The organism is Streptococcus mitis (genome assembly GCF_001579045.1).
Lineage (GTDB): Bacteria > Bacillota > Bacilli > Lactobacillales > Streptococcaceae > Streptococcus > Streptococcus mitis_D.
In genome coordinates, this window is the sequence record NZ_KQ970261.1 from 233,195 (window position 1) to 251,756 (window position 18,562).

Genomic DNA, 18,562 nt, shown 5'->3' on the forward strand with positions numbered 1-18,562 from the left:
TCTCAATCTTTTAGATTTCCACTTCTTCCAAGTCTTTGACCACATGAACATTTTCAAAAATGCTAGCAGCGTCTTTCTTGAGCTTGCTAATATCTTTTGAAAGGAATCGGGCACTGATATGGTTAAGCAATAGTCGTTTGGCTCCTGCTTCTACCGCTACTTGTGCAGCTTGCATGTTAGTAGAGTGACCATGATTGTGGGCAATCTTTTCATCGCCCTTACCATAAGTAGACTCATGGACAAGGACATCGGCATTGACAGCCAGACGCACACTGGCACTAGTTTTACGGGTATCACCAAGAATAGTGATAATTTTACCTGGACGTGGGGCTGAGATATAGTCAGCAGCCTTGATTTCAGTTCCGTCTTCTAGGACAACATCCTGACCGTTTTTGATTTTTCCAAAAAGTGGGCCAAATGGGACACCTGCCGCCTTGAGTTTTTCAGCATCCAGCGTTCCTTCTAGGTCCTTTTGCATGACACGATAGCCAACGCAGAAAATAGTATGATCCAGCTCCTCTGCATACACAGTGAATTTATCGGTCTCAAGGATTTTTCCTAAAGAATCTTGGTCAAACTCATGAAAATGAATGCGGTAAGGCAGGCGCGAACCTGACACACGAAGGCTGGTTAAGACAAATGACTTGATTCCTTGAGGTCCATAGATTTCCAAATCTGTCTGCTCTTCATTGGCCTGAAAGGCACGGCTAGAAAGGAAACCTGGCAAGCCAAAAATGTGGTCTCCATGTAGGTGGGTGATAAAGATTTTGCTGACCTTACGTGGTCGAATTGTGGTCTCAAGAATGCGATTTTGCGTACCTTCTCCACAGTCAAAGAGCCAAACTTCGTTAATCTCATCCAAGAGTTTCAGAGCAAGACTTGAAACGTTGCGGGCTTTAGAGGGCTGACCAGCCCCCGTTCCTAAAAATTGAATATCCATTCGATACTTTCTAATTAATCAATATATAACATGGCTGTGCGGTTTTCCGATCGGAAATAGCGCTTGCCAGAAAAAGCAACAGCTTCTTGCAATAAATCCTCTTGGCTATAGCCTTTAAGACGCTTGCGACCATCAGCCAAGCTTTCCAGAACAGTCAAAGCTGTGAGATTTTCCACGCTCACAACTTCCTCATCTCCGACAGCCTTCATGTAAATCTTGCCAGACTCTTCAAAGACTAATTGATGGGGGAAAATTTGCGCAATTTCAAAGAGCAAATCATCTGAGATTACCTCTTCATTTTCAGAGAAAATCCGACCCAGACCCTCACTCTCATAACAAAAACCAAAGGATTTACCAGACAGATTAAGTCGAATAAAAGGCTTATTTTCTAGGGTGAAACTTGGCTCAACATTGTAGAGATTCAGTTCCTGACTGAGTTCTGCAAAATAATCCGTCGCTGCTTCAGGACTCTTTTTCTGGTAGAGTTCTGCAAAGTAGGCATTGACTACACTCGGCGGAGGAGTGATCAGTGCCAACTGCTCTTGCTCTGTTTTACCAGCTAGAAGTTGATCCAGATAGACCTTATCCAGACTTGTATAGCCCCCATATTTTAGAGCCAACGCTTTAATATCAGTCATAAAATTCTTCTAACCTCCATTTGTTTTTCTCGGAAATGTAGCCTGTAATGACTTCGCCGTCTTCCTGATAATCACGTTCTTCCAAAATCGCAACACTTTCTAAATCATGAATCTTGTAGGACTTGGAAAAAGGCACGCGCAGGGTAAAGGTCTCAAAAATATCCTTGATTTTCTCTAAAAACAAAGCCTGCAAATTCTCACGACTATCCTCAGACTTGGCAGAAATGAGGGCATAGGGCGTTTGGGTCGGCGTAAAATCCTCCACCAAATCCGCTTTATTATACAGAGTCAGGCGAGGAATATCCTCCATGTCCAAGTCTTTCATGATGGAAAGAACTGTTTTTTCATGTTCCTCATGGTAAGGATTGCTGGCATCGATAACATGAACAAGAAGGTCCACATGCTTGCTTTCTTCCAAGGTTGACTTGAAGCTGGACACCAACTCTGTCGGCAAATCTTGGATAAAGCCCACGGTATCAGTTAAAGTCACCTGTAGATTACCTCCTAGATGGATACTCTTAGTTGTCGCATCCAGAGTCGCAAAGAGCTCGTCTGCCTCGTACTGGGTCTTGCTAGTCAAGGTGTTCATGATAGTTGACTTCCCAGCATTGGTATAACCAATCAAACCAATCTTAAAGGTGCTGGACTCCAGACGTTTTTCTCTGACAGTCGCCCGATTTTTCTCAACCACCTTGAGCTGGCGCTCGATATCCGTGATTTGATTGCGAACGCTACGACGGTTCAGCTCCAGCTGGCTTTCACCAGGTCCACGGGAACCAATTCCCCCTGCCTGACGGCTGAGCATAATCCCCTGACCAACCAAGCGAGACAAGAGGTATTTAAGCTGGGCAAGATGAACTTGGAGCTTGCCTTCGTGACTTCGAGCTCTCATGGCAAAGATATCCAAAATCAACTGCATACGGTCAATAACCTTGACACCCAGAACTTCCTCTAAATTGACATTCTGCCTTGGCGTCAGACGGTTGTTGACAATGACAGTGGTGATTTCTTCTGCATCCACCATAAGCGCAATCTCTTCCAACTTACCAGAGCCGACGAAGGTCTTGGAATCATATTTTTCACGTTTTTGTCTGTAGTTATCTACAACGACTGCCCCTGCCGTTTTCGCTAAACTGGCCAATTCTTCCATGGAGAGGTCAAAATTGTCCATACCCTGCAATTCCACACCAATCAGCAGGACTCGCTCCTCTTTTTTCTCCGTTTCAATCATCTAAAAACTCCTCTATCTGGCTTAAAATGCGGTCTTGCACACCAGTTTCTCCAATCTGATAAAAGGTGACCTGCATGCGATTACGGAACCAGGTCAGCTGACGCTTGGCAAAACGACGAGTCGCCTGTTTGAGACTCTCACTAGCTTCCTCAAGAGTTTGCTCTCCACGGAAATAAGGAAAGAGTTCCTTGTAGCCAATGCCTTTAGCAGCCTGAACATCAGGGTAATGGTCAAAAAGCCACTTGGCCTCATCTAAAATCCCAGCCTCAAACATCAAATCCACTCGATGATTGATACGCTCATAAAGTTGACTACGTTCATCATCCAAGCAGATAATCAATGGTTCATACAAGCTCTCTTGATTTTCCAAATCCTGACCAAAATGGGCAATTTCCAAGGCACGCATAGCACGACGACGATTAAACTGGGGAATCTCAAGACCTGCTTGCTCCACCAAATGAGCTAATTCCTCATCTGTATAAGGATCCAAACTAGCCCGATAGGCCAAAATCTCCTCATGGGGAGTCTCCCCACCCAAGTGGTAACCTTCTAGCAAGCTCTGGATATAAAGTCCAGTCCCACCAGCGATAATAGCTAGCTTGCCACGGCTGTGAATGTCCTCAATAGCCATCTTAGCTTCTGAAACAAAATCAAAAGCCGAGTAAGACTCGGTTACCTCTCTAACATCGATTAAATGATGGGGAACAGTTGCCTGCTCTTCTGAACTAGCCTTAGCCGTCCCAATATCAAGTCCTCGATAGACTTGCTGACTATCACCACTAACCACTTCGCCATTAAAACGCTTGGCCACTTCAATAGCAAGAGCTGTTTTTCCAACAGCAGTCGGTCCAACAATCACAATTATTTTTGTTTTCATCTTTTTTCCTTGAAAAATTCCCATTTTTTCGTTACTATTATTATAACACAAAAAGGTCAGTCAGAAAAATGTGACCTCTTGAAGAGGCTGGCTGATTAAGAAGATAAAGGAGGAAGACTCATGGCTAAAGGATTCGCTAAAGGTCTTGTAACAGGTGTCGCAGGAACTGTCGCTGCAGTCGCAGGTGCAGTATACGCATTTAAAAAGAAAGTGATCGAGCCAGAAGAGCAAAAAGCAGCTTTCATCGAAGAAAACCGTAAAAAAGCAGCTCGCCGCCGCGTATCACGTTAAAAAAACAAAAGAAGTTGGGATTTATTTCTCAACTTCTTTTTTCTATTCTTTTAAATAGCTAGGTCAAACTTCAACTGTGGCTTGACAGGGTCATAATCCACCAACTCAAAGTCCTCTGCTTTAATATCAAAGAAATTGGTCTTGTCTGGTACATTCAAGACCAAATGTGGTTGGCAATTTGACGGCTCACGACGAAGCAATTCCTGAGCTTGTTCAAATTGATTATCATAGATATGGAGGTTGTTGATAAAGTAGAAGAACTTTCCAACCTTCCAACCAAAATGTTTGGCGATCATCATCTGCAAGGCCACATACTGCATAGCATTGATGTGGTGGGCAACCAGCATATCATTAGAACGCTGGGTCAAGGTTGCATCCAGATAGATTTCCCCATCAACGCGACGGACATCAAACATGGTCTGAAAGGCGCATGGGAGCAGCCCTTCTGTTTCTTCGAAAGCTTGGTAATCCCAGAGCGAAATGATATTGCGGCGGTTCCAAGGGTTGGCTGCCAACTGCTTGAGAAGCTTATTGATGATATCGTGTTTCTTAACAACGGCACCATAACGTTCCCCAATGGTCCCTGTATCTCCCACTTCCCAGTCATTCCAGTAGTGAACATTGTACTTATCATTAAGTACCTCTAGGCTATTGGACTGGTCTTGATAAATCCAGAGTACTTCTTTGATAGCTGATTTGATGGCAATGGGGCGCAAAGTCGTGATGGGGAATTCCCCCTTAGCCAAATCATACTCAGCAAAGGCACCTGTTACGTACTTGGAGTTAGCAACTGTCCCATCCTTGTACTTGGGACGTGCTTGCTCTGAAAAGACACCGTCTTTGAGGATTCGTTCAATATTTTCTTTAAAAATCGTATCTGCTTTTGTCATTTACTCTCACCTCATTTACTGTCATAACTAGTATAACATAAAAAAGAAAAGAGGAACATTACTAACTCTAGGTTAGCATTTTCCCCTTTTTCTATCTTATTGTAAAACAAGTGATGCTGCTCCGATAACTCCAGCGTCATTTCCTAGAGTTGCAAGAGCTAATTTAGTAGATGTGCGTACTTGTGGGAAACTATTTTCATCGTAAACTTTTTGAACACCTTGTAGAAGGAATTCTCCCGCAGCTGATACACCACCACCGATGACGATTGTTGATGGGTTGAGGATTGAACCGATATTGGCACAAGCGATTCCCAAGTAACGTGAGAAGTTACGGTAAACGATCAAAGCAAGTTCATCGCCTTCTTTTGCGAGGTCAAAGACTGTCTTAGCAGTTACTTCTTCTCCGTTATCAATCAAGCGTTTCAAGGCTGCATCACCTTCGTATTCATCGGCATAGCGACGAGTTAAGTTGACAATCCCTGTTGCTGAAGCAACTGTCTCAAGGCAACCTTTCTTACCGCAAGTACATGCGATTGGTTGGTCAAAGTCAACAGTGATGTGGCCAAGCTCACCTGCTGCACCAGCAACACCATGAAGCAATTTGCCTTCAGCGACAATACCACCACCAACACCAGTACCTAGTGTCATAAAGACAACATCTGGTTGGTTATCACCAGCACCCAGCCAGCGCTCACCAAGAGCTGCTACGTTGGCATCATTATCGATGAAAAATGGAATGCCCAAGGCTTTTTCAATTTTTTCTTTGATTGGTTGAAGGGTTTTCCAGTTCAAGTTGTAGGCACCAATAACAGTCCCTTTTTCACGATCAACCACACCTGGTGATCCCATTCCAATACCTTGGAAGTCCTCTGCTACCAATCCAAGCAAGTCCAAACGGTGTTGAATAGACTCAATCATATCATCTACGATATGACTTCCCTCATCCAAAATGTTGGTCTTGATAGACCATTTTTCTTGGATTTCTCCTGCTGTTGTCAAGATTGCAAATTTGATAGAAGTTCCACCAAGGTCAATCCCAATAATCTTTTGACTCATCATATTCTCCTTTTTCATTATGAATTAATTGAAAATGCTTACAGATATAGTATAACAAAATTCAGTCATTTATGCAAAGGTTTGCGTAAATGACTTATAAGGAATTTTTTCGCCTGCCAGTATCTGTTAATCATCTAAATGATCAATTGCATATTGAGCTTCTTCTTCAGTAAATTCTTCACCATACGGTGAGACAAGCTGATCATAAATTGCTGATTTCGATTTATTAAGTAATTTTTGATAACTCTTGGCCTTAGCTAAAGCATTTGACTTATAATCTGCATCCAGATGATCAATTGCATATTGCGCAGCATCACTTGTAAATTTTTCCCCATATTGAGAAGTCAACTGTTTATATAAGCGTTTTTTAGACATCGTAGCCCATGAATTATAACTTTTTGCCTTTCCTAAAGCAGCAGAATATTCACTATTGCTATCATCACTAGAAGAAGAACTTGTACTCGCTTGCCCCTCCTTCCAAACTCCGTCAGCACCAACATAATAACGTCCACCATCAACCCATTCATTGGCAGCCATTTTACCATCTGATTTCAAATAGTAATTCCCTTGCCATGCACTATAAGCATAAGATCCATCTGATTTCAAGTAATACCAAGCTTGGTAAGTAGCATCATAAACCCATTCACCTTTGGCCATCTTACCATCTGATTTCAAATAGTAATTTCCTTGCCATGTACTGTAAGCATAAGATCCATCTGATTTCAAGTAATACCAAGCTTGATAAGAATCATCATAAATCCATTCGCTCTGGGCCATTTTCCCGTCTGCTTTCAGGTAATAGCTTCCCTGCCAAGCATTTTTCACTGGATTTCCATTTCCATCAAAGTAATACCAAGCACCGTCCTGCTTAACCCAACCACTTGTTGTTGATGAACTTGTATCAGTTTGAGTTGTAGTCTCTTGTTTTGCTTTAAAAGCACCCTTAGGGGCATTCTCCAATTCGCAAGCCACACCATCATGGTCGCGATCTAACTTGGCAGAATAACCAGGATCCCCCTCATGAAGATCTGAATAGCCATTAGCCCAAGCTTCCTTACAGCTAGAAAAATGGATGTTTTCTTCCGCTAAAACTGGTTGTGAAAACAAAGCTAAAACTGGCAACGTAGCTAGACTCATTTTTAAAAATAGACGTTTGTTCATTTGTTTCTCCTCTAACGATGTTATCGATTTCAATATTATTTTATCAAACTTATTTCAGCAATTCAAGGAAACTTCTGGTATTTTCTACAAACTCCTTTGGTTTTTCCTTATTCAAGACATGAGGGCCGTCTGGGATAATCTGAAATTGGGATTCTGATATTAGTTTATGAAGACTTCTCATAGAACTAAGATTCGGTTTATCTTTGCTGCCACAAATTAGTAAGGTTGGATAGGGGCAATTCCTTGCTATATCCGTTAAATCAAGTGTCTTCAATTTCTCAGAAACTCCGACCATAAGAGCCTTGTCTGCTCCCTGTTTTTCAAATACCCTTTTGGGAAGTAGTTTAAAAATCAGCAACTGAAGATAAAATAGGATATTACCGGACAATTTAAGTGGACATCCTGATAGAACCAAAGCTCGGAGATTTGGTAAATCGTAACTGGAAAGTTCTAGTGCTAGGGTCGCACCTAAGGACAATCCAACCAAAATAAAAGGTTCTGTCTCTTGAGCTAGATGCTGATAAACTCGCTCCTTAGCTTTTTGATAGCTACTAACTCCAGAAGGAAACAAGTCTAAAGCTTCAGAGGGATAATCTGTTAGTAGTTTCCGAACTTCTTTCCAAGACTCTGCTGACTGCCCTAACCCGTGTAAAAATATCAGTTTCATCTAGTTCTCCTCAAGACTTAGTTCATACAAGCCTCTCACTGCATTACAGCCGTAAATAGCTTCTGCTTGGGCAAAATCTGCCAAGGTCAAAGCTTTCTCTTCTGCCTGTCCTGTTTCTAGCAAATGTTGACGGTAAATTCCTGGTAAGATTCCCAGTCGGATAGACGGTGTGTAGAGTTTCCCAGCGATTTTCAGAACCAAATTTCCAATAGAGGTTTCAAGAAGTTCTCCAGACTTATTGTGATAAATAATCTCTTGCTCCCCTAGGTTCAAATGCGGTCGGTGAGTCGTTTTGAAATAGGTAAATGCTAGTTGCAAATTAGCTTCTTGCAGACAAAGTTGGGCCTGACAAAAACTTGGACTGAGGGTTGTTAATACTTGGCGATCGACTTCTATCTCTCCAGACTTGCTGAGAGAAATACGCAAGCGGTAATCTTGATTATCATCACAAGCATGACACTCTTCCTCTATCTTTTGTTTCAAGTCTTCTAAATCAAAAGGAAAAGCAAAATATCGACTAGCTGTTCTCAGTCTTTCCAGATGCTGTTCTTCAAACAGAAGTTGTTTTTGGCTGATTTTTCCAGTTGAAATTAATTGGAAACGAGCTTGTTTACGATAGAGAACAGCTGCCTTTTGATGAACCTCGCGGTATTCAGATTCCCAAGTGCTATCCCATGTAATGCCTCCGCCAACTCCATAGATGGCTTTTCCTTGATACAGTTGAATAGTTCGGATAGCAACATTAAAAATCCGTCGTCCATTTGGAAGCAAGAGACCAATCGTTCCACAGTAGACTCCACGCGGTTGTGGCTCCAAGTCCTTAATGATTTCCATAGTTGCAATTTTGGGTGCTCCCGTTATGGATCCGCAAGGAAAGAGTGAGCGGAAGATTTCAACAAGGTTCACATCCTCTCGCAACTGACTCTTGATGGTCGAAGTCATCTGCCAAACCGTTGAATACTGTTCTACTTGGCAAAGATGCTCCACGTGCTCGCTCCCCACTTCAGAAATACGGTTCATATCATTGCGTAAGAGGTCCACGATCATCATATTTTCAGACCGATTTTTAGGATCCTGCTCCAACCAGCCAGCCTGTTCAAGATCTTCTTGGTCAGTTACCCCACGCTGAGTCGTTCCCTTCATTGGACGAGTCGTTAATTCTCGGCCATTTTGCTCAAAAAAGAGCTCTGGACTCATGGAAATCACTGCCATCTCGTCATGTTCAACATAGGCATTGTAGCCCGCCTCCTGCTCTACCACCATACGATTGTAGATAGCAAAAGGATTGGCACTTAACTTTTGCTTGAGTTGGACGGTGTAGTTGACCTGATAGGTATCTCCCTGTCGCAAATGATGATGTATCTGGGCAATAGCCTTTTCATAGTCTGCTGCAGACGTTACTTCCTGCCAATTTGACGGCATATCAACTTCGTCATAAGTTAACGGAATACTAGATTTCTCTACACTATCATGAACTGTGAAATATAGTAGATACTCTCCCAACAAGGGTGCAGGGTGAACTGCTAATTTCTCCTCAAAAGCAGGTGCAGCCTCGTAGCTGACATAGCCCACCACATAATATCCTTGCTCTTGGTAGCTTTCCACTTGTGCCAGCAAATCTGCCACTTCTGCTACATCTCTCGTTTTCAATTCTTTAATCGGCTGGGTAAAGATGTATCTCTCCCCCAAAGCCCTAAAATCAATCACTGTTTTTCTATGCATATTTCAAGTATAGCATAAAAAGGCAAATCAAGAAAAACTTAATCTACCTTTTTACTCATCTATTTAATACAATCTATGCTTTAAAAAGATTTCCTGAGAATCCGTCTGTATTTTTAAGAAGTGCTTTGAAGACTTTTGATTTAAGTTCCACCGTTTTAGCTGTTCCTCCACCTACTAGGTCAGCCTCAACCGCTTTATCAAACAACACTTTTAGTTCAGCATAATTTGTAATTTGTTTACCATCAATCTCAATGGCAGTAAATCCTTTTTCACCTTTTGCTTTGACTTCCCTGAACCATTCTTTCTTCCAGTCTTCAAGGTTAGTGAATCTTCCATTAGAAACTTTCTTGATAATGAAGTCGTCGCCGAGTAAACCTTTATTTTCACTGTTTGCAGCACCTTGATATTTGCTAGAAGCATATCCAACAAATCCATTCTCATATCCGAAGTAACCCCACATACGGAATGTATTGTGTTTGAAGGATGCAGCACCAGGTGCACCTTGACTCGTATTACCGCCATAGATACCGGTCATCATATTCATATTAACATAAGCTGATCCAAAGTCTGATGGATTATAAGTACCATCTCCAGGAGCACCATGTTTAGTAATCAAGTTGTTATCTACCAAATCATCAATTGTATTGATGACTACTTTTTTCTCATCCTCTGTCAACTCACGAATTTTATCGAACTGATGACCTGAATTTCCACTACGGTATTGTCGATCCATTTTCTTGAACCAGCGACTCGTATTTCCATTTAAATGCGGTAATACAGCATCAGCCTCAAGATGGTCTAACATCATAAGCGCATCATTATAATTCTTCATATAATGATCAATCGCTTCACGTGAATTTAACTTATCAGGATCTGGGTTATACCATTGATTTCCATCATTTTGACGATGATAAGCCATATTAATACCAAGAGCACCATATTCACCATTAGAAGTAGAACTATCAGGCGTTTGTAACATACCCTGCGCATACGCTTCAAGATCTGTACCTTGACGATGTCCATGACCACCAAGATAGGCCATACGGTCATTGACGTGAGTAGTCTCATGTGTAAAGGCAGAAATACCGAATGGTTCAAACATATTTGTTACCATGAAGAAAACTTGTTCATCATTTTGTGGTGAACCATAAATTCTAGCAGTCGCACCCATACGCCAATCTGTCTGATGCCAACGACCGCTCGGACCAAATAATTCACGAACAGGGGTTGCGACTTTTCCACCGTCAGCATAACCCATACGATTAGCTCCGCCAATACCTGCATAAGCTTGGTTATCCCATACTGGTGTTGGGACCATATTTTGGCTCTTAAGTAGTTGATCACGAACATTCGGAAGTGCAAGACGTGACCAGAAGTCTAAGTATGTTTGTTGAGCTTTTGCAACTTCTTGAATACGTGCTTTATAGGCTTCACGTTCAGCTTCAGTGTTCTTACCATATTTCTCAAACGAGCTGTATGCCATGGTATTATAAGTTGAAATCAAGATAATATGTGATTTTTTCAAGTTCAACAATGGTAGAATCATACGAGCATGCATGTTATTATTTAGACCATCAAAGACGCGATGACGTTTATTTTTGAAGTCTGGATTTGTTGTTTCAGGTTCTACAACATAAACATTTTTCGCTGAGTGAATAAACCAATCATTAAGATCCGTGTCATTTGTGAAGAGATGCATATTATAATCTAAGAAACTACGTAAATCACCTTTACCAGTATCTCCTGCAATCATTTCACGGTACGCATCTTGAGTTCTATCACCCTTCAAGTTCTTTTCTTGCGAGCCAATTCGAATTAATCTGTCAATAACACTTGGTGTCTTGCCATAGAAATCTGGTTTAAACATCATCATATTCTTAATGTTCAAGTCACCATATTCAATTCCATAATAACGATTGAGGTAAGTAAGTGCCATCATAATTTTAGCTTTATTATCTTCTACTTTCTTAAGAAGTGCTTTGATGGCTGCCTCATCACCATTTAACTGATGATCTTCATTTTCAACAAGAGCTTTTACTAACTTATCAAGATTTGCTTTTGTATCTACAAAACTTTCTTCAAGGTATAATGCAGGAACATTATTTGAAATCGCACGAACTTCAGGAGATTCAAGAGTAATTGTATCTAATTTCGCTTTAACATCACTTAGTAATTGAGTACGATCTTTAACCACCATATTTGGTGTGTAAACTACGTCACCCAAACCATCAATGCTATATTCACGCACTTGCTGAACTTTAGAATCGGCTTTGAGCGTAACAGCTTTTTCTTCTTTCGTACCATCTGCATAGTGAATCATGATTTTGTTAACATCTGACAAGTCTGTTACAAATTGACCATCTTTCATACCTGTAACTGATAATACTTCTTTGGTTAACAAGTTTGAACCTTCTGCAAGTTTATTACCTTGATTGATAATCCACTCTTTATTGTAGAACGGTTGAAGTTTTTCAATATTACGGTATGCAAGTTCACGTTCTGCATTATAATCTTGAGTAGTTTTATACGTGTCTTCTTTATACGCTACGTGATTCAGTTTATCAGTCAAATATGGTGTGATTTCATATTTATCAGCTGTGATATTGAACGAAGCAATACGTTTATCCGCTTCTGCTTGATCGACACCCTTAATTTGTTTCGAACGGTTATAAGAAACGTTACCTGATGCAACATCGTTCACATACACATTGTTCTTGAAGTAATCAAATCCGAAGTATGGATCACCTGAGTCAACTGATCCAGAACCATACATCATTTCACCATTTGTCACTTTCATCATGCTGACGTTATTTTCAACCCAACCCCAGTCATAGTTTTCATGAATTAAACCACCACTTTGATTGTTCGTTTGAAGCGTCATGGTACCTTTGACAACAGATTTTGTTAATCGACCTTTTTGTTTAACATCATTTGGATTTCCACCATGGTTGACTTTGGCAACAAGTCCACCAAATTTAGCATTGTTAGCTTTAATGTTCGCGTCAACATAAGAACTGTCTACGTTACTTCTCCAGCTTTCGCTGACAAGTCCACCAGACCACCAACCTTTATTACCAACGCTTGTGATGTTACCAATAAAGGCTACATTACGCATATTGGATTCATCTAGTTTGTTGACCATACCTGTAACGTCGTTATTACCAACCACATTACCTGTAACTTTAATATTCTCAATCGTTGAGTTCTTAAATAGTTCTCCAAGTGGAGCTGTTTTATCAGCCCACGGCATATTGATATTCACATTACCAAAGTTGATATCATGAATATGAGCGTTTTCCACACGATTGAACAACGGACGAGCTAGGTTGTGAATGGTATAACGTTTATCACCTTCACTATACAACTTACCTTTAAAGGTGTTCGTCACGTATTGTTTATTCGGAGTCGGAACATTCACAGCATTCAAGTCTGCACCAAGTTTGAACTCACCCGTTGGATTAGCTTGCATATCTTTTACAAGCTCGTTGAAGTTGTAGTAAACGTTACCTTCTTTTGATTTTTGTTTTTCAAAGTAATGAACATACTCTTCACTTAGTGTATCATCGTCTCTACGTTGAACTAAGTCTGGAGCCTTCGCTACGACTTTGTACAATGTTTTTCCATCTACAACAACTTCTTCAACAGAACTTACTGCAAGTCTTGTCACTTTGTTGTCGTGAGTTGTCACACGTAAATATAATGGAGAAATATCTGTCGGCTTTTCAGTTAATAAGCTCTTATCTGTTTCAACACCAGCATCGTCTACACTCATCAAGCTTGTTTCTTTAATGTTTTTGATTTCAACTTTTTTAAGGTCTAATTGAATTTGTTTATCTTCTAATTTCTCAGTTTCTTCACCTTCTCCACGATCATAAACCATTGTAGTAGATAGGGTGTAACCTTGATAATATTTCAATTTATCTAAAGTAGCGTTTAAATTATTTTCAGCTACTGTTACTTCTTTAACAACTTGTCCATCTTTATCTTTTAGCGCTAATTTGATGGATTTAATTTCTACTCCAGCTGGCTTAGTCAATGTATAACTAGCTGTCGCACTCTTCTTCAAGACATCTTTTTCAGTATTAGCCCATTGTAATGTTGGTTTTTCTAAACCTTTTGTACCATTCTTTATAATTTTATCTTGAGGTTGTAAGATAACTTTTTCAGTAACTGTTGGTGGTTCAGTCGTTTTTTCACCACGAATTGTTTTATAAGTTTCAGTAATTTGTTTCTTACCATTTACACCTTCTTGAGTAACTTTAGTTGTTCCACGTTTTAAAGTGTCATCATCTTCTGTTTTTGTAGCGAAAGGAATGACTTCTTCTCTTGTTTCAACTTTTGTTCCTTCAATCGGTTTTGTACCTTTTTTAATAATTTTAGAAATAGCAGGAGTTTTCACTTCTGTAGTTGTAGAAACGACCTTATCTGTTTCTACACCTTCCACTGTTTCATAAGTTGTTTTCGTAACTTGAACTCCTTTAGTACCTTGACGTTCAACTACTTCTTCATCCACATATTTTGTGTCATCTGGAACTACTTCTGTTGTGAAATCCAATTCACTTTCGGTAGACTTCTCAACTGTACCTGTTGTTACTTTATATTCTGGGTTTACTTCTTGTACTGGTGCTTGACCTTCTTGACCAGGTTCTTGAGTTCCCTTTGTTGAAACTGGTTCTTTATATTCAGGAAGTTCTGGCTGTACTAAAGCTTGGCCTTGTTTCTCACCTTCTTTTACTTCTTGAACACCTTTTGCTTCATGATATTCTGGAAGTTCTGGCTGTGTAAGAGCTTGGCCTGTTTTCCCCTCCTCTTGAGTTCCTTTTTCTTCTACTGAGGCCTCTGGTAATTCAGGTTGCGTTAAGGCTTGGCCTGCTCTACCTTCTTCTTGGGTTCCTTTAGCTACTTGATGTGTTTGCTCAGTTTGTGGTACTGGAGTTGGGGCAGGTTGTACCTCTTTCTTAGTTCCGACTACAATGACTTGCGACACAGGATTTTGGACTACTTGGTCTTCGATGACTTCTCTAACTTCTTGACCGTTAACCATCGATACCTTGGTTACAAGACGACGCTGACCATTTACTCCAGCTGCGACGATACGAGTCTGTCCTTCTGCCAAATTAGCATCTGGGCTTGTGACCGTTTCAAAAGGGATCTCTACCAAATTCTCTTCCTGTCTTATCTGAGGCTTCTCAGAAACTGGTTTTGCTTCAACCGCAGGAGCAACTGGAGTCTCTACTACAGGATTCTCAACGATAGTTTCTGGAGCAACAGCAGATCTTTCTTGAACTACTTCTGTTTTCTCGATTTCATTTGCACTTTGCTTTTCTACTGGCAACTGAGGCTGCTCAGCTGAAGCTGGTCTTGAGGGATGGAGTTCTGCTTCCTTAAAGTATCCAATATATTCATAGCCATCAATGTGGATGATTCCTTCAGCCAAGCCTTCATGTGTAGAGGCTGAAATAGTTTGGTTATAAGAAAGCAATTCTTTATTTTCAAATGCGAATGTCCCATAAGGTACAAAGGTGCTGGCTCCTAAAGAACCAATCAAGAGAACACCTAGAACCTCTTTACGACCTTTTTTTGACACCAAAAAGACTGCTAGCGAGGCCGTTGCTAAGCCAAGGCCTGCCAAGGTTAATTCTTTACTTCCTGTGTAAGGGAGTTGTTGACTGTCAGTTGCCTTCTTGCGATAAACTACATAGAGAATATCTTCATCTTGAAATTCTGTAGGAACCTCATGGTGAATCAGGGCTTTTTCAGACTCGGTCAACTCCTGCTCCGCCAAATAACGGTAATGAACGCTATGAGCACCACCGACTTCATTGGCTTGAACCTTATCTACTAAAAGAGTACTGGCACCAAAAAGGAAGGCCCCAATGGCTACAGGACCTACCCCAATAGTTAGCTTACGAATCGAATATTTTGTGATTTTTTCTAGTTGTTGTTTTGTTTTTTTCATTCTTACGACTTTCTGATAGAATCTTGTGGATAATGCGCACGCGCACCTCCAATTAATTTTGGACGGCTAGCCAGCGCCGTTACATGGGCATGCCCAATTTCTCTCAAAAGAGGGCGAATCGGAACCTGAACATGCTTAACATGCATACCAATTGCAGTGTCTCCGATATCCAACCCAGCATGAGCCTTGATAAATTCAACCTCAACTGGATCTTGCATAAACTTGAAGGCTGCCAACTGACCCGAACCTCCTGCATGGAGAGTAGGAAGGACACTGACCATTTCCAGACCTAACTGCTCTGCCACCTGACGTTCAACAACGAGGGCCCGATTGACATGTTCACAGCCTTGAACAGCTAGATGAATTCCTTTTCCCTCTAGGATATCTAGGATGGTCTTCACAATGATTTCGCCAATTTCTTGACTGGATTCCTTGCCAATCTGACCACCTATCACTTCACTAGAAGAAAGGCCCAAAACAAAGATAGATCCTTGCTTCAAATTGGCCTTTTCTAATACATCTTTTACAATCTGGTTTGTTTCTCTTTGAATGTCTTTTTCCTTCATACTTGATACCTCTTTTGTCATTATCTATCATATCGTTTTTTCTTGTTTTTAGCAAGATAGACAACCTAGAAAGCTTGCCCAATTACGCATAAAACTCCCAGAATTGACTGGGAGTTAACTAGTTTCTATTCTATTTATGTATATTTCAACCGTCGTCCCTTTTGAGGGGGCAGAATCGATTTTCATCTGGTAATGTTCTCCAAAATGAAGTTTGAGCCGTTGATCAACATTTTGAAGACCAACTCCCCCACGTTTGAGCTGACTTTGACTACTATCACCAACATCTTGGAAACCAACGCCATCATCCTCAATACGGATGACCAATCCTGAATCCTGTTTCTGGACAGAGACTCTAATATGACCCTGACCTTCCTTTTCCTTAATACCATGGTAAAGAGCATTTTCTACCAAGGGTTGTAGCACCAACTTGGGTAAGACTAGATTATCAAAAGTAGAATCTTCATCAATCTCGTATTCCAGCTTATCCCCATAACGTTGTTTTTGGATAAAGAGGTACTGGCGGACATGATTGATTTCGTCAGACAGGCAAATCAAATCCTTGCCTTGATTGAGCGCCAAGCGGAAATAGGTTGCCAAGGACTTGGTCACCTGAACCACTCGCTGACTATCCTGAAATTCAGCCATCCAGATGATGGTGTCCAAGGTGTTATAGAGAAAATGCGGATTAATCTGGCTGGAAAGTGCTTGAAGTTCATACTGACGGGTTGTTTCTTCCTGCTTGCGAATAGCTGTCATCAACTGATCAATCTGATCCAACATGGCATTGAACTGACGAGTCACCTCTCTCAATTCATAAGCACCAGTTTCCTTGGCACGAAGATTCTGATTACCAGAAGCAATCTCCAGCATGGTTTCTCTCAAGTCATTCAGAGGAGCAATCCAGCGTTTAAGACTAAGCCACACCAAGCAGAGACAGGCAAGAAGAGATGTGACACTGGCTCCAAGCAAGGTCCACATGAGTTGACTCCGAACTTGGTCTAACTTCTCCAACGAAGACACACCTATAACCGTCCAATTAGTTCCAGCAATCTTTTCTTGACTGACATAGGATTTGTGATCTGGAGTATAACCCTGCCCTGTCTCAATATAGGGTTTCATGGCCTCCATTTCACTAGACGAACTATAAACTGTGTGTTGAGGATGGTAAACAAATTCATGGTTTTCATTGATGATAAAGGCAAAACCTTGCTGACCTAACTGAAGTTGATTGAGATAGGCTTCCAGAGTTTCGTAGGAAATATCCAAACGAAGCACGCCCAGATTGGCTCCCTTGGCATCAACAAGTTCCTGAGTGACAGAAATGACCCACTGACTGTCCGATTTACGGGCCGGAGTCAAAACAGGCATGGCTCCCTGATAAATGGCCTTTTGATACCAATCCTCAGCCATCATATCAGAAGAAGTTTTCATCTGCACACTGTCATCTGTAGAAATGACCTGACCGGACTTGGTTACCAAAACCACTGCTTTCAAGTCCTTATCTGCCTTTAAGATGGTCAAAAACAGATTTCGGATTCCCTTGACCTTGTCTTGGCTGGGATTCTCAGCATAGGCTAGGACATCCGTCTGCTGGGTCAAACTGGTAGAGGTAGTTTCTAATTTTTTGATATAAGACTGGATAAAGTGGCTAGTCTGACTGATAGTCGTTTGGCTATTGCCCTCAATGCTAGCCTCAATGGCTGATGAACTAGATTGATAGTAGAAAGTCCCAACCAGAGCTAGAAGAATGAGAAAGACCAGAAAGATGGAAATAACCATTCTGACTAGGAGAGAAGAACGCTTCATCGACCTTCCCCCTTCTTAAACTGACGAGGTGTCACGCCCGCGATCTGTTTAAAGCGTTGGGTAAAGTAATTCATATCTTCAAAGCCAACCTTTTCTGCGATCTCGTAAATCTTCAGATCTGTAGTTAAAAGCAAGAGCTTGGCTTGTTTGACACGTTCTCTCACCAGATAATCCTGAAAAGGCAAACCTAACTCTTTCTTAATCAATGAGCTCAGATAAGTCGGACTAAAGCCCAAGTCACTGGCCAAAGCCTTTAAACTAAACTGGCTATCAGCTAGATGAGACTGGATTTTCTGGGCCATGTTTCCTTCAAACTTATCAGTCAGTAAATCTTGTAACTGCTCTTCTTTCTCTTCCTTATCCAACTTTTGCTTGATTTTCCCCAACATCTCCTCAATATCCTGACGAGAAAAGGGTTTGAGCAGGTAGTCATCTACACCTAGTTTGACAGCAGACAAGGCATAATCAAAATCATCGTAGCCTGTTAAAAAGACCAAATGAACCTGAGGATAGGTTTCTCGTACCAGACTGGCCAACTGGATGCCATTCAGCTGAGGCATGTTGATATCGGTTAGAATGATATCTGGCACCTGCTTTTGTATCAATTCCCAAGCCTGTCTTCCATTTTCAGCCTGACCGATGATTTCCATATCGTAGGCTGCTACATTGACCAGCTTGGTCAAGCCTTGTCTTACCAGATATTCATCTTCTACGATTAAGATTGTGTGGGTCATGCTTCTCTCCTTTGTCACTTACTA

Annotated in this window: 14 protein-coding genes and 1 pseudogene; 1 reads left to right on the plus strand and 14 read right to left on the minus strand. The window is 41.1% G+C overall.

Features of this window, described 5'->3' with window-relative positions; translation table 11 throughout:
- Positions 1 to 10: 10 nt before the first annotated feature.
- From rnz to miaA, 4 genes are read right to left on the minus strand one after another with little or no spacing between them, the layout of a single operon-like run.
- Entirely contained in the window at positions 11 to 940 is a 930-nt protein-coding gene (rnz, locus tag SMIDD28_RS01125) for a ribonuclease Z (RefSeq protein WP_061424060.1), read from the minus strand.
- A gap of 14 nt (positions 941 to 954) precedes the next feature.
- Positions 955 to 1,578 (minus strand): hypothetical protein, encoded by a 624-nt coding sequence (locus tag SMIDD28_RS01130; protein WP_061424062.1) that lies wholly within the window; start codon positions 1,576 to 1,578, stop codon positions 955 to 957.
- Positions 1,571 to 2,809, minus strand: a complete 1,239-nt coding sequence (gene hflX / locus SMIDD28_RS01135) for a GTPase HflX (RefSeq protein WP_061424064.1) — start codon at positions 2,807 to 2,809, stop codon at positions 1,571 to 1,573. Before hflX ends, SMIDD28_RS01130 begins: the two co-directional genes overlap by 8 nt.
- Positions 2,802 to 3,686, minus strand: a complete 885-nt coding sequence (gene miaA, locus SMIDD28_RS01140; RefSeq protein WP_061424067.1) for a tRNA (adenosine(37)-N6)-dimethylallyltransferase MiaA — start codon at positions 3,684 to 3,686, stop codon at positions 2,802 to 2,804. Before miaA ends, hflX begins: the two co-directional genes overlap by 8 nt.
- A 120-nt stretch (positions 3,687 to 3,806) precedes the next feature.
- Here miaA and SMIDD28_RS01145 point away from each other — a divergent pair, with 120 nt between their 5' ends.
- The gene (locus SMIDD28_RS01145) at positions 3,807 to 3,977 is read left to right on the plus strand and encodes a DUF3042 family protein (RefSeq protein ID WP_001051780.1); all 171 of its coding nucleotides are present in this window, start codon (positions 3,807 to 3,809) and stop codon (positions 3,975 to 3,977) included.
- A 50-nt stretch (positions 3,978 to 4,027) separates the two neighbouring features.
- Here the strand turns inward: SMIDD28_RS01145 and SMIDD28_RS01150 are convergent, their stop codons facing one another.
- From SMIDD28_RS01150 to SMIDD28_RS01190, 10 genes and pseudogenes are all read right to left on the minus strand, one after another.
- On the minus strand, positions 4,028 to 4,867 hold the full coding sequence (locus tag SMIDD28_RS01150; protein ID WP_061424069.1) for a thymidylate synthase: 840 nt from the start codon (positions 4,865 to 4,867) through the stop codon (positions 4,028 to 4,030).
- A 96-nt stretch (positions 4,868 to 4,963) separates the two neighbouring features.
- Positions 4,964 to 5,923: an ROK family glucokinase gene (locus SMIDD28_RS01155; RefSeq protein WP_061424071.1), complete on the minus strand. Its 960-nt coding sequence runs from the start codon at positions 5,921 to 5,923 to the stop codon at positions 4,964 to 4,966.
- 126 nt (positions 5,924 to 6,049) lie between these two features.
- On the minus strand, positions 6,050 to 6,220 hold the full coding sequence (locus tag SMIDD28_RS12470; protein WP_225208335.1) for an Ltp family lipoprotein: 171 nt from the start codon (positions 6,218 to 6,220) through the stop codon (positions 6,050 to 6,052).
- Positions 6,206 to 7,084 (minus strand): annotated as a pseudogene (locus tag SMIDD28_RS01160) (Ltp family lipoprotein); the annotation flags it as partial. The pseudogene SMIDD28_RS01160 and the gene SMIDD28_RS12470, both read right to left, overlap by 15 nt.
- Positions 7,085 to 7,133: 49 nt before the next feature.
- Complete coding sequence (locus tag SMIDD28_RS01165; RefSeq protein ID WP_061424076.1) at positions 7,134 to 7,751, minus strand: alpha/beta fold hydrolase; 618 nt, start codon at positions 7,749 to 7,751, stop codon at positions 7,134 to 7,136.
- A complete protein-coding gene (gene pabB, locus SMIDD28_RS01170) occupies positions 7,752 to 9,473 on the minus strand; it encodes an aminodeoxychorismate synthase component I (protein ID WP_061424078.1) in 1,722 nt (573 codons plus the stop codon). It abuts the gene before it with no gap.
- A gap of 73 nt (positions 9,474 to 9,546) precedes the next feature.
- On the minus strand, positions 9,547 to 15,432 hold the full coding sequence (locus SMIDD28_RS01175) for a ZmpA/ZmpB/ZmpC family metallo-endopeptidase (protein ID WP_061424079.1): 5,886 nt from the start codon (positions 15,430 to 15,432) through the stop codon (positions 9,547 to 9,549).
- Positions 15,433 to 15,434: 2 nt separating this feature from the next.
- Positions 15,435 to 15,998 (minus strand): TIGR01440 family protein, encoded by a 564-nt coding sequence (locus SMIDD28_RS01180; RefSeq protein ID WP_061424081.1) that lies wholly within the window; start codon positions 15,996 to 15,998, stop codon positions 15,435 to 15,437.
- Positions 15,999 to 16,112: 114 nt separating this feature from the next.
- Positions 16,113 to 17,804 (minus strand): cache domain-containing sensor histidine kinase, encoded by a 1,692-nt coding sequence (locus SMIDD28_RS01185; RefSeq protein ID WP_061424082.1) that lies wholly within the window; start codon positions 17,802 to 17,804, stop codon positions 16,113 to 16,115.
- Positions 17,801 to 18,538: a response regulator transcription factor gene (locus SMIDD28_RS01190; protein WP_061424083.1), complete on the minus strand. Its 738-nt coding sequence runs from the start codon at positions 18,536 to 18,538 to the stop codon at positions 17,801 to 17,803. The genes SMIDD28_RS01185 and SMIDD28_RS01190 overlap by 4 nt, the downstream gene beginning before the upstream one ends.
- Positions 18,539 to 18,562 lie beyond the last annotated feature (24 nt).